Here is a 12329-nt window from a genome sequence, read left to right on the forward strand (position 1 = left end):
TTTATTATTTCAATTGTGATTTGATCATATGATGTAGTTTTACGCATTCAACAGCCTCATTTACATCATGTACACGCAGAATATTTGCACCCTTCTCCAAACACATCATATTTAATGCTGTAGTTCCATTTAAACTTGAATTTGGCGTACCTCCAAGATATTTATAAATCATCGATTTTCGTGACAAACCAGCTAAAACAGGAAGTTTAAAATCCGAAAACTCATTCAATCGAGCTACAATTTCGTAATTGTGTTCCAATGTTTTTCCAAAACCAAAACCAGGATCAAGAATCACATCCTTCACCCCATAATTGTTAAGTTTCAAGATCCTATCCTTAAAAAAAGTTTTAATATCACCCATCAAATCATTGTAATATGGATTCTTCTGCATGGTTTGCGGTGTTCCTTTTATGTGCATCATGATGTATGGAACCTGAAGTTCACCGATGGTTTCAAACATCTTATCATCCATAGTACCTCCAGAAATATCATTGATAAGGCATGCTCCAAATTCATTTACAATTCTCTTTGCAATGTTTGCCCTAAAAGTATCAATAGATAATATTGCCTGAGGAAACTCATTTCTAATTGCCTTTACAGCAGGAACCATTCTTTTGTGCTCTTCAGCTTCGCTAACATCATCAGCACCAGGTCTTGTAGAAAAGGCTCCAATGTCAATAACATCTGCACCTTCAGATAGAATTTTCTCCGCTCGGTTCAAAATGGTTTTCTCCTCGGTATAACTTCCACCATCATAAAATGAGTCTGGAGTGATATTCAAAATCCCCATTACCAAAGGAGTTTCGAAATTTATTGAATGATTACCACACTTAATCATAGGAATATCGCTGTTAAAACAATTAGTTTTTTAATTTTGCATAAGCAATTTGACGGATCAAATACCCAAGCAAAAGTAAAATAAAATACCATGGCTTTGCCTTATTTAGTACTTTTACGGGAAAATTTCTAAATAAACTATGAATAACACAGACCAACAGTACAATCATATTATTGACATCTGTACAGATATCTTCACTAAAAAAATGCAAGATTATGGAACTGCCTGGAGAATTCTTCGTCCAAGTTCTATGACTGACCAAATTTATATCAAAGCGCAACGTATCAGGAGCATTGAAACCAAAGGAACTAGCAAAATAGAAGATGATATCCGTTCAGAATTTATTGGTATTGTGAATTATGCAATCATGGGAATCATCCAGTTAGAGCTAGGAACTTCTGATGAAGAAATGAACCATGAGAAAGCATTGGAATTGTATCAGAAATACTTTAAGGAAGCAAAAGAATTGATGGAAGCCAAAAACCACGATTACGATGAAGCTTGGAGAAGTATGAGGGTAAGTTCTTTCACCGATTTGATTCTAATGAAGATTAATCGCACAAAACAAATTGAGGATAATCAGGGAAAGACCATCATTTCTGAAGGAATTGATGCCAATTACTTTGATATGATTAATTATTCTGTTTTTGGTCTGATTAAAATTGAATTCGAAAACGCCTAAATAAATCCAAAATCAAATGAGTTTAATTCGATTTTTCAGCCGTCTGATTGTTGGTTTAATTTTCATTTTCAGCGGATTTGTAAAAGCAGTTGATCCAATGGGATCGAACTATAAATTCACCGATTATTTTACAGCATTTGGATTAGATGCACTTACTTCTCTTGCATTCCCTTTAGCAATTCTTTTGTCAACCTTGGAATTTGCGGTTGGTATGGCACTTGTATTCAACGCAAGAAAACAACTTTCTGCATGGGGAGCTTTGATATTCATGGGCATTTTTACGCCATTAACTTTGGTTTTGGCAATCGCCAATCCAGTTACTGATTGCGGGTGCTTTGGTGATGCTTTAATTCTTAGTAACTGGGAAACATTTGGCAAGAATGTAATTATCCTTTTACTTACACTGATTTTATTTTTTGGCAGAAAACAAAAAGAAAAATCATATCCTTTATGGGAACAAAACTTACTTGTTGTTTTCTCTATTGTATTCTCAATTTGGATTTCGGTTTACTCATACAAACATTTGCCAATTATTGATTTTAGGCCCTATCACATTGGGGCAAATATCAATGATGGAATGATTATACCTGATGGAGCTCCTGCTGACGAATACAAAAGCATTCTAAAGTATGAGAAAGATGGTGTGGTAAAAGAGTTCGACGAAACCAATTACCCATGGCAAGATAGCACTTGGGTATTTGTTGACTCGGAACAGATCAAAATTAAAGAAGGCTATACACCACCTATTCACGATTTTTCGATATCAAATGAAACTGAGGGAGATATTACCGATCAGGTATTGCATGATGAGAATTACACCTTCATTTTGGTATCAAAAGAAATTGATAAACTGAATGAGGAAAGTCTTCCTAAAATTAAGGACCTGTGGATGTATGCTCTGGAAAAAGGCTACTCCTTTATTGCCTTAACAGCATCAGGAACTCAGGAATGTGAAGATTTTAAAGCAAGTCATGAATTGCCAATTGAATTTTACAATACAGATGAAATTCAGTTGAAAACAATTGTCAGATCAAATCCGGGATTAATTCTGATTAAAAACGGAACCATTCTGGACAAATGGCATTATAATGATTTCCCAGCTGTTGAAGAACTAAAAGGTGATTTGGCAGCATATTCAATTTCAAAACATCAAAAATTAAATATCAAACTAGTATTTATTAGTATTACTTCAACTTTGCTGTTGTTAATCTGTTTATTCTTTATAGTGAGCAGAAATTCAAGAGCACGAAAATGATTACAATTATGAGAAGAAAAATTGTTGCAGGAAACTGGAAAATGAACAATACTCTTGAAGAAGGTATTGAGTTGGCTGGACAAATCAACGATCTAGTAGAAAACACTGAGATCAATGATGTAGATGTTGTTATCGGTACTCCTTTTATTCACCTTACTGAAGTGAATAAAGTTGTAGGTGAAAAAATTGGGGTTGCTGCACAAAACTGTGCTGATGAAAAAAGCGGTGCTTACACTGGTGAAATCTCAGCTTCAATGATTAAATCAACAGGTAGCAAGTATGTAATCCTTGGTCACTCGGAAAGAAGAACATATTACGGAGAAACCAACGAGATTTTGGTTAAAAAAGTAAACCTAACTCTTGAAAATGGTCTTGCTCCAATTTTCTGTATTGGTGAGGTTTTGGAAGAACGCGAAGCTGAAAAGCACTTCGAGGTTGTAAAAAGCCAAATCGCAGAAGGTTTGTTCCACTTGTCAGCTGAAGAATTCGGAAAAGTTGTATTGGCATACGAACCAGTTTGGGCAATCGGTACAGGTGTAACTGCTTCTTCTGATCAAGCTCAGGAAATGCACGCTTTCATCCGTAAAACTTTAGTAGAGCAATACGGTGAAGAAGTTGCAAACAACACTTCTATTCTTTACGGTGGTAGCTGTAAGCCTTCTAACGCAAAAGAATTATTCGAGAACGCAGATGTAGATGGTGGTTTAATTGGTGGTGCTTCTTTGAAAGCTGAAGACTTCATGGGAATTATTACTGCATTCTAAGAACAGAATAGTACAAAATAAAGGCCGATACAAACAGTGTCGGCTTTTGTTTTTTCTGCACTTATAGCATACCTTGCAACAACAAAAACAAACTAATAAAACAGATGGACTATATTGAACTAAAATGCCAGATAACTCCTTTTGATGAAGACATTGCCGACATTCTAATTGCAGAACTTGGCGAGATCGACTTCGAAAGTTTTACCCAAACCGACGATACTGTTGAAGCATTCATACAAGCTCCTCTTTTCGATATGCAAAGAGTGGAAGAATTAACGGTAAACCTTCTTCCAAATCATAGCATTTCTTATTCACATCAAACCATTGAATCGCAAGATTGGAATGCTGTTTGGGAATCAAATTTTCAACCAGTAATCATCTCCGATCAAGTGGTTATTCGTGCATCATTCCATACCGATACACCTAAGGTTCCTTACGATATTGTAATTGATCCTAAAATGTCCTTCGGTACGGGTCATCACTCTACTACTTCATTAATGGTACAAACCATCCTTGAAACTGAAATTGAAGGCAAAAGAGTGTTGGATATGGGATGTGGAACAAGCTTATTGGCCATTTTAGCATCGAAAAGAAATGCAGTTAGAATTGATGCCATTGACATTGATGAGTGGCCATACAAAAACTCGTTGGAAAATATCAAGAACAACAAAGCCAAGAACATTTCTGTATTCCTGGGTGATGCAGCATTATTGGAAGGCAAAACCTACGATGTGGTATTGGCAAACATCAACCGAAACATCTTGGTGAACGACATGAAGCATTACGTAGCTTGTTTACCTGAAAACGGTGAGTTGATTATGAGTGGTTTTTACACTGAAGATTTGCCACACATTCAAGCCGAAGCCGAAAACAATGGATTAAAATACATTAGCCACAAAGTAGATAACAATTGGGTGGCAGTAAAATACACCAAGTCCTAAGTATAAAGTAGTAAAGGAAAAAGTATAAGCGACTAATACTTTTTCCTTTCTATAAACATTTATTCTAATTTATTTTTATACTTTTTCACTTATAACTTTCTCCTTATTTCTTGTTAAATTGCCTTATCACAATTCCTGATTGGGCAAAAACAAAACCTATGACTCTAAATCTTCGTTCTTTACTACTTATAATTATCTTTTTCTGTTCAGGCAACGTATTTGGACAGTCTATAAAGTCATTTCCACACGATTCCATTCAATTCCAGGAAGAATTCCTGAAGTTTATGGATCACCCAAGCAAAAAAAAGGAAAGCAAAGCATTTGCTGAACAATTCCCAACCTTCTGGCTATCTCCAAATCTAAGGCCAGAAGAAAGACAAAAAATATATCAAATTAGCGATATCCTCTTACAAAAAAGAGCAAGATCTTTTCCTGATTTTTACAACTACTTTCAAACCTTAATGCTGTTTCAACAGCAAAACAGAAGTGCAAGTGACTTTACAAACTGGCATACTGGTTTTTTACAGCATGTAAGCAATAAAAAAGTAAAACTGAGCAAAAGCAAAGATTTTTTGATTCAAACTCAGCACCTACTGAACGACAGTATCATAAACAAATCGTACGCTGTTGAGTGGAAAGCAGAAAATGCTCAATTCAAATATACATTCGATGAGAAACTAAGTATTGAATTTGAGAAAGCCGATTTGCTTTGCATCGCACAAAGAGATACTTCAAGCATCTACAATACCAGGGGAACCTACTTCCCATTTGAAAAGGCTTGGAAAGGAAGCAATGGAAAAATCAGCTGGGAAAGAGCAGGTAAAGATATCAATACAGAATATGCCATATTCGATTCCTATCATATCGATGCCTCAAAATCGACATTTAGCATCGATACTGTACAATATTTCAACCCTGATTTATCGGACCAAGCACTTAACGGCAGTCTGATTGAAAAAGCGATCAGAACCAAAAATCCTAAAAGAGCACTGTATCCGCGATTTGAATCCTTTGAACATGAAATTAAAATCGATGAGATATACAAACATGTAAATTACAAAGGCGGAGTTGCAATTCATGGTGCAAAATTTATCGGGAAAGGAAGCCCTGAACACCCTTCCGAAATTCAGATATCCAGAAATGACACTCTGTTTCTGGTAGCACAGTCGGAACACTTTGCATTTCAAAACAATCAAATTGCAGGGAAGGATACCAAAATTGAAATTTTAATTGATACATGTAGAATCTATCATCCAGGTTTATTGTTTAAATATTTCCCTGAAAAGAAAGAATTGAACCTGTTCCGCGATGGCGAAGGCATTTCAAAAAGTCCCTATTTTAACAACTACCACAACCTAATTATGGATTTTGGTATGTTGGTTTGGCGTTTGGATGAAAACATGATGCACTTTACCAAGATGAAAGGTGCTACCAAGCGTCAGGCACACTTCGAATCGTCAAACTATTTTAGAATGAACCGATTCATGCGAATCCAGGGAATGGATGAGCAAAATCCACTGGTGCTGCTTAGAAAATTTGCCGACTACATTTATGTGGAAACTTTCACTGCCGAAGAATATGCCAATTACATTAAAAAACCAGTAAATCAGGTTCGTCAGCAACTGTTTTCTCTTTCGTTCCAAGGCTTTGTGAGCTACAACATGAACACCGATGAAGTAACACTACAAAAGCGATTAAACGACTACATCAAGAGTGGAATGGGACGCCAGGATTACGATGTAATCCAGTTTACCACACAGACCAAAGACAAAGAAGCAGATGCCATCTATTTTATAGGTAGTTCGAATCTTCAGATTAATGGAGTTCGCCAAATTGCAGTGAGTGATTCACAGAACGTGGTAATTTTCCCAAAGCATCGCAAAATTGTACTGAAAAAGAACCGCGACTTTGAGTTTGATGGCCGATTAATGGCCGGCTTAATCGATCTTCATGGTAAAGGCTTCGATTTTTCTTACGATAACTTTAAGGTAGATCTAAAATCTATCGATTCCTTGCAAATGAATGTGGTAGTGGATTCCTTAAGTAGATTTGGGAAGAGATACACCAATTTGCTGGGTAGTGTTGTCGAAAACATTTCGGGTGACTTGCTGATCGATGATCCGAACAACAAATCAGGAAACAAGAAATTTGCCGACTACCCTATTTTCAATAGCGTTGATTCCAGTTACGTTTTCTACGACAAACCACATATTCAGGATGGCGTATACAAACGCGAGGAATTCTACTTTAAGGTAGATCCTTACACCATCACGAACATTAATAATTTCGATCGTTCTGATATCGAACTGGCAGGAACTTTTGTTTCCGACAGCATTTTCCCAACCTTTAGAGAGCCTTTAACCATTCGAAAAGACAACTCGCTTGGTTTCGAACACATCACACCAGCAAATGGATTCTCTGCCTACAACAAAGGTGTTTTTACCGATACGGTTTTCCTTTCGAACCAAGGTTTAAGAGGTAGTGGAACAGTGAACTATTTGGTATCCGAAACCAAATCGTATGATTTCATCTTCCTACCTGAAGAAATGCATACCAATGCAGAAAGTTTCGAATTGAAGGAGCACGATACCAAAATGAACAATCCTGAAATAAACGGAAAGCAGATTTACGTTCAATGGTTCCCATACAAAGATGAAATGTATGTGAAGAGTAGCGCCTTGCCACTTGACATGTATCAAAAACTGGCCACCTTATCGGGAACACTTAAAATAACACCAAACGGTATCACCGGAATGGGAAATATGGAGTTGGTGAATGCCGAAATTAAATCGGATTATTTTACCTACAATCGTAAAAACATTTTAGCCGATTCGGCAAGTTTTAAAATCTTAAATGCCGATTCAACCGGGTACTCTTTCAAAACCGAATCAGTTAATGCAAACATCGATTTTGTGAGCCGAACGGGAGCTTTCGAAAATACTAAGGCCGACAAGAAAAGTATATTCCCCGATAATCGCTACATGAGTTATATCAACAATTTTAAATGGTATATGGATGAGCAGATGATCGATTTTGGGAAAGAGGATGAAGCAACACTTGCAGCGCTTTGGCAAACAGAAAAAATTGATGATTTGGATGAAAAATCACTCAATACATTTATTTCCATCGATCCGAAACAAGACTCGCTGAGTTTTGTAACTCCACTTGCCCGTTACGATGCCATGGATAATACCATTTCGGCCAAATTTGTAAAAAGCATAAACGTTGCCGATGCCAAACTTTATCCGGATAGTGGTAATGTAGCCATTGCAAAAGGGGGTAGAATGGAGACCTTCAGAAATGCTGAAGTGATTGCCGATACCATCAACCAATTCCACAGAATTTACGATGCTACCATTAATGTGCATGGTAAAAATTCCTATTCGGGATCGGGATCGTATACCTACAAAACTGCGGATGGCAAAGAGCAGCTACTCTCTTTCGATGTAATTGATGTTGATTCCACAGGCCAAACCATTGCCATGGGAAATATCACGGAAGAAAAAGCTTTTACCCTAAGTCCTCATTTTGATTACAAAGGAAAAGTGAAGCTGGAAGCCAGAGATTCTGCCCTATTTTTTGATGGTCAGGCACACATACACAACAAATGCGGACAGATTAAAGACAATTGGTTGGATTTTAAATCGAAGATCGATCCAAATGAGATATTGATCCCTGTAGATCTTCATGCCATAGACGATGACAGGTTGAAACTATACAACTCCTTCTTCCTGACCAACGATTCAATTCACATTTATTCATCATTCTTATCGCGAAGAATTTTCTATACCGATAATGTTTTGCTTGATGCCAAGGGATATCTTACCTACAACGAAAAGCTACAAGCCTACCAAATTGCAGAAAAAGAGAAACTAAGAGATCCAAATGTACAAGGAAGCATGATTTCTTTCTACCAAAACAACTGCAATATCAAAGGAGAAGGTAAAGTAGATTTAGGTGCAGAATTGGGACAAATCAAGCAGGTGGCTTCGGGTAATATCGAGCACGATTTAAGCAGTAATATCGTTACGCTGGATCTTATTTATGGAATTGATTTCTTTATGAACGATCAGGCCATGAAAATCATGGAGAACGACTTCGCCAATGCCACTGTGGCAATCAGTAAGCTCAACAAAAAGAATTACACAAAAAAAATTGCCGAAATCATGGGCAAAGCCAAAGCCGAAAAGGCAATGCTTGCACGCGATGCCAATGGTTTATACAAGGAACTCCCTAAGGAATTAAAGCACACCATTTACTTTAACAACCTCGATTTTATTTGGGATAAGGAAACCAAAGCCTATCAATCGATTGGTGATATTGGAATTGGAAACATCAATGGCAAGCAAATCAACAAGAGTGTTAAAGGAAAGGTAGAGCTCGACAAAAAACGAAGCGGAAATAAACTTACCATTTATCTTGAAATCGATAAATCAACCTGGTATTTCTTCCAATACCATCATGGGGTAATGTTTGTGCGATCGTCGAATGGTGAGTTCAACACCATTGTTACCGAAACCAAAGAAGACAAACGTGAATTTAAAGATCCGTTGAAAAAGAATCCTTACTCTTACATCATTACGCAACGCTCTAAAAAGACGAAGTTCTTGAAACGTATGAATTTTAAATAGAATTTAGACGCAGATGATCTGTTAAGATTAAAAAGATAAACCACAAAGGAACTCAATGTATAAAACGCCACACTATCTTATAGTCTGGCGTTTTTTCATTATATCATCATAGTAAATCCAAGGCAATGCCTTGGATCAAGCGATAACTCATTTAATTCGGGAATGTAAAAAGCCAGCATAAATACTGGCTCTACAATCAATATTAATCTAAATCTTTTTATTCTTTGTGAACACCTTTAAACATCCTTTGTAGTTAAGGTTTTCATTTCGTAAATGTGTTTTCTCTTTGTGTTCCTTTGTGAAAAAGCTTAGTGGTCTTAGTGGTGAAATTATTTCACAATCTCCTTCACACGTCCTACTTGTCCGTTCTCCAATCGCACCTTAATGCCATGTGGATGTATAGCCGAATTGGTCAGCAAATCTTTCACAATGCCTTCGGTTAGTTTTCCGCTGCGCTGATCTTCTTTTAAAACAATCTTTACCTTCAAACCAGGTTTAATGTTTTCTCTTTTATCTCCTTCGTTCATAATTTTGGTTTTTGATAGTCCCTTATACAAATGTAATGCGATTTTGGGAGATTATCATATTATGTTGGTAGTAATTGATATCTGTATAGCTGGTTTCTTTTTAAATACCACTAACACCATTAATTGATTCACAAAGTAAAGACGGCATGAATGCCGTCTCTACCCTATCACTTCTATTATTAAACCCTAATGCCTTGGATCTATCCAAAACCAAACAAGCAGCATCCTTATAAAACAGGCAAACATGCCATTTCAGATTGCGATGATGCCTGTTGAAAAAGGAAACTTGCCTACCGAAGAAGCAATATTCCCTCTTTTTATAAGGAACATGGAGTAAAAAGCGGGAAGCTTGCCTATAAAATAGGGATTAGTGCGTATCAAAAAGGCAAGTTTCCTTATTAGGGACGGACCCTTGCTTGTCAGGGAAGCATGTTCCCAAGAATAACCAGCACACTTGCTTCTTTTAATAGCACCATTCCTTGTTTAAGAAGGATTAATGCGTCTTGAACAAGGAAGTTTCCCTCTCTGAATAGGAAAATTATCTGTTCAGTTAACTTAGACTCTAAAGCAAGAATAAGATCTCATTATTAACGAATAAACCCGAACCATAAGGTCCGGGTTAGTAAAATTGCGGTAATCGAAAAGGGTAATTAATTCTACTTATTCTGCTGTTTCGGCATTCGTTTTCTTCTTACCAGGAAAACGACTTCCTAAATCAGCAGCTGCTTCGCTTGCTCCGGATTGACCCATTACTGCAGCATTTTTAAGCACTTTATAAATAGAAAGAGAGGAAGTAAACGCCTCGCTACCTGCCAATGTTATGGTAGAATCAACTCCATTTGTAATTCTTTCCAGGGGCAGGAACAATTGGCGCAACTGTCTTACACTTTGCAAATCAATTTTAGCCTCGTTAACATCAATAAAATTTGGAATATAATCAGGGTACTGATCTGCATATTCCAATGATTTTTCAACAAAGGCTACCGTTTTATTTCCCATTTTCGGCAACTCCTTTTTATCATCAGCCGATAAATGGGTCAGTTTAGGTTCTAAAACTGAAGTCAACACAGATAATGCATTCATTATTTGTGTGTTTTCTTCTTCGCTTAACACGAATGAAACTTTGTTTTCCATTTTTTTCTTTTTGATTAGTTAAGTTACTATAATCGATTACCACCATTAAACTTACAAAACATAAACTCAATAATCTCAATCCTCATTATGTATTTTATCGTTTTTAACATTAATTAACACTTGCTTTTATATCGATTAGCTTAAAAAACACAAGCGCCACATAATCAAACCTATATTTTAAAAAGCCAGATAACACAACTCAATTCCACCCTTACAAATCGCTTGTGTTTTGCATTTAATTCGCTTGTATATTCTATCATTAAAACTATCTTTATAAGACCACATAAAAAACAAAACATATATGAGCAACACAGAAAATACATTGATGGAAGTATACACAGGACTTTCATGGGAAGTTGAAATGCTAAAGACAATTTTGGAAGATCATAAAATCAATAGTTTTATTAAAGATGGTTATACAGGAATAATTGCTCCTCACCACTCTGGAGGTACTGCTGGTGCAGTAAAGCTTTGCATATCGAGTGGCGATTTAGAAAGCGCAAAACCCATTATCGAGGAGTTTCTTGAAAACAAAACCGAGTAGAAAATGAACTCGCTAATGACAAAAATTTACGGACAGCGAATCCTAGATGGTGATTTGCTGTTCGATCATAAAAAAATTACTTTTTATACCAATCCAAAGGCTGCATTATTAAGTACCATTGCAATGGCCTTGGTAACAATTAGTAGTGCTTTCAATATTTATGATACCACTGGTGAATCTAGCATTAGCATTGCTTCGGTTATAATTGGAGGCATAGCAATTCTTCTTGGAACACTTTCCGTAATCAAATATTTAGCAGCCCGCAAAATTAACCTCATCGAGTTTGCACCACAAGACATTAAGGAAGTTGCCATTAGAGAAATGGCAGACTCTTTACGAATCAGCATTCACTTAAATGACAATACCACCCACAAAATCAGTTGTGCTAAAGATCGTTATTCCGGCAAGTTGGTTCAGACTTTAAAGGATGCTGATGTAAATTTGATCTACCTTTAACCTAAAATGTCTGCCAAATTCCAAAACAAATACAGAATCGATTCTACCCGATTGCAAAATTGGAATTATAGCAGCAATGGCAAGTATTTTATTACGATTTGCACCTGCGAAATGGAACACTTCTTCGGCAAAGTTGCTAATGAAAAAATGCTCCAGAATAAAATAGGAGAATTGGCTAATCGATATTGGCATGAAATACCTAATCATTTTCCCTATGTGCATTTAGATGAATTCATTGTGATGCCCAATCATATTCATGGCGTTTTGGTAATTGATGATCCGTATAATGGCTGCAAAAGAAAAGATAATAGAGACAGCATAAATGCTGTCTGTACGGATAATGATCAATTATACACTAAAAAGGATTCTAAGTGTATTGGTAGAGACGGCATTCATGCCGTCTGTGAAAGTAAAAATCAAATAATATTTCAAAAATAATCCGCTGGTATAAAGGTCGCGTTACATTTCATGCCCACAAAATCAATCCAAAATTTGAATGGCATACACGCTTTTACGATCACATCATAAAAGATCAGAAAGCATTGCAGCGTATTCGC

Annotated in this window: 11 protein-coding genes; 8 read left to right on the forward strand and 3 right to left on the reverse strand. The window is 36.5% G+C overall.

Annotation, left to right across the window (positions count from 1 at the left end):
- Positions 1-4: 4 nt before the first annotated feature.
- Positions 5-838 (reverse strand): dihydropteroate synthase, encoded by an 834-nt coding sequence (gene folP, locus BXY64_RS11125; RefSeq protein WP_120240040.1) that lies wholly within the window; start codon positions 836-838, stop codon positions 5-7.
- A 139-nt stretch (positions 839-977) separates the two neighbouring features.
- Here folP and BXY64_RS11130 point away from each other — a divergent pair, with 139 nt between their 5' ends.
- The 5 genes from BXY64_RS11130 to BXY64_RS11150 all read left to right on the forward strand — a co-directional run bounded on the left by BXY64_RS11130 (position 978) and on the right by BXY64_RS11150 (position 9111).
- Positions 978-1520, forward strand: a complete 543-nt coding sequence (locus BXY64_RS11130; protein ID WP_120240041.1) for a DUF1599 domain-containing protein — start codon at positions 978-980, stop codon at positions 1518-1520.
- Positions 1521-1536: 16 nt separating this feature from the next.
- Positions 1537-2775: a BT_3928 family protein gene (locus tag BXY64_RS11135; protein ID WP_120240042.1), complete on the forward strand. Its 1239-nt coding sequence runs from the start codon at positions 1537-1539 to the stop codon at positions 2773-2775.
- 8 nt (positions 2776-2783) lie between these two features.
- On the forward strand, positions 2784-3539 hold the full coding sequence (tpiA, locus tag BXY64_RS11140) for a triose-phosphate isomerase (RefSeq protein WP_120240515.1): 756 nt from the start codon (positions 2784-2786) through the stop codon (positions 3537-3539).
- Positions 3540-3643: 104 nt separating this feature from the next.
- Positions 3644-4480, forward strand: a complete 837-nt coding sequence (gene prmA, locus BXY64_RS11145; protein WP_120240043.1) for a 50S ribosomal protein L11 methyltransferase — start codon at positions 3644-3646, stop codon at positions 4478-4480.
- A gap of 158 nt (positions 4481-4638) precedes the next feature.
- The gene (locus tag BXY64_RS11150; RefSeq protein ID WP_120240044.1) at positions 4639-9111 is read left to right on the forward strand and encodes a hypothetical protein; all 4473 of its coding nucleotides are present in this window, start codon (positions 4639-4641) and stop codon (positions 9109-9111) included.
- A gap of 329 nt (positions 9112-9440) precedes the next feature.
- Here BXY64_RS11150 and BXY64_RS11155 read toward each other — a convergent pair whose 3' ends face one another.
- Together BXY64_RS11155 and BXY64_RS11160 are read right to left on the reverse strand one after the other, a co-directional pair.
- Positions 9441-9638: a YwbE family protein gene (locus tag BXY64_RS11155; RefSeq protein ID WP_120240045.1), complete on the reverse strand. Its 198-nt coding sequence runs from the start codon at positions 9636-9638 to the stop codon at positions 9441-9443.
- A 660-nt stretch (positions 9639-10298) separates the two neighbouring features.
- Positions 10299-10772 (reverse strand): hypothetical protein, encoded by a 474-nt coding sequence (locus tag BXY64_RS11160; protein WP_120240046.1) that lies wholly within the window; start codon positions 10770-10772, stop codon positions 10299-10301.
- Between the two features lie 301 nt (positions 10773-11073).
- Here BXY64_RS11160 and BXY64_RS11165 point away from each other — a divergent pair, with 301 nt between their 5' ends.
- From BXY64_RS11165 to BXY64_RS11175, 3 genes are read left to right on the forward strand one after another with little or no spacing between them, the layout of a single operon-like run.
- On the forward strand, positions 11074-11316 hold the full coding sequence (locus BXY64_RS11165) for a putative signal transducing protein (protein WP_120240047.1): 243 nt from the start codon (positions 11074-11076) through the stop codon (positions 11314-11316).
- Between the two features lie 15 nt (positions 11317-11331).
- Positions 11332-11772: a hypothetical protein gene (locus BXY64_RS11170; RefSeq protein WP_120240048.1), complete on the forward strand. Its 441-nt coding sequence runs from the start codon at positions 11332-11334 to the stop codon at positions 11770-11772.
- A gap of 6 nt (positions 11773-11778) precedes the next feature.
- On the forward strand, positions 11779-12210 hold the full coding sequence (locus BXY64_RS11175; protein ID WP_147375974.1) for a transposase: 432 nt from the start codon (positions 11779-11781) through the stop codon (positions 12208-12210).
- The last annotated feature ends 119 nt before the right edge of the window (positions 12211-12329 follow it).

This window comes from Marinifilum flexuosum, from assembly GCF_003610555.1.
GTDB lineage: Bacteria > Bacteroidota > Bacteroidia > Bacteroidales > Marinifilaceae > Marinifilum > Marinifilum flexuosum.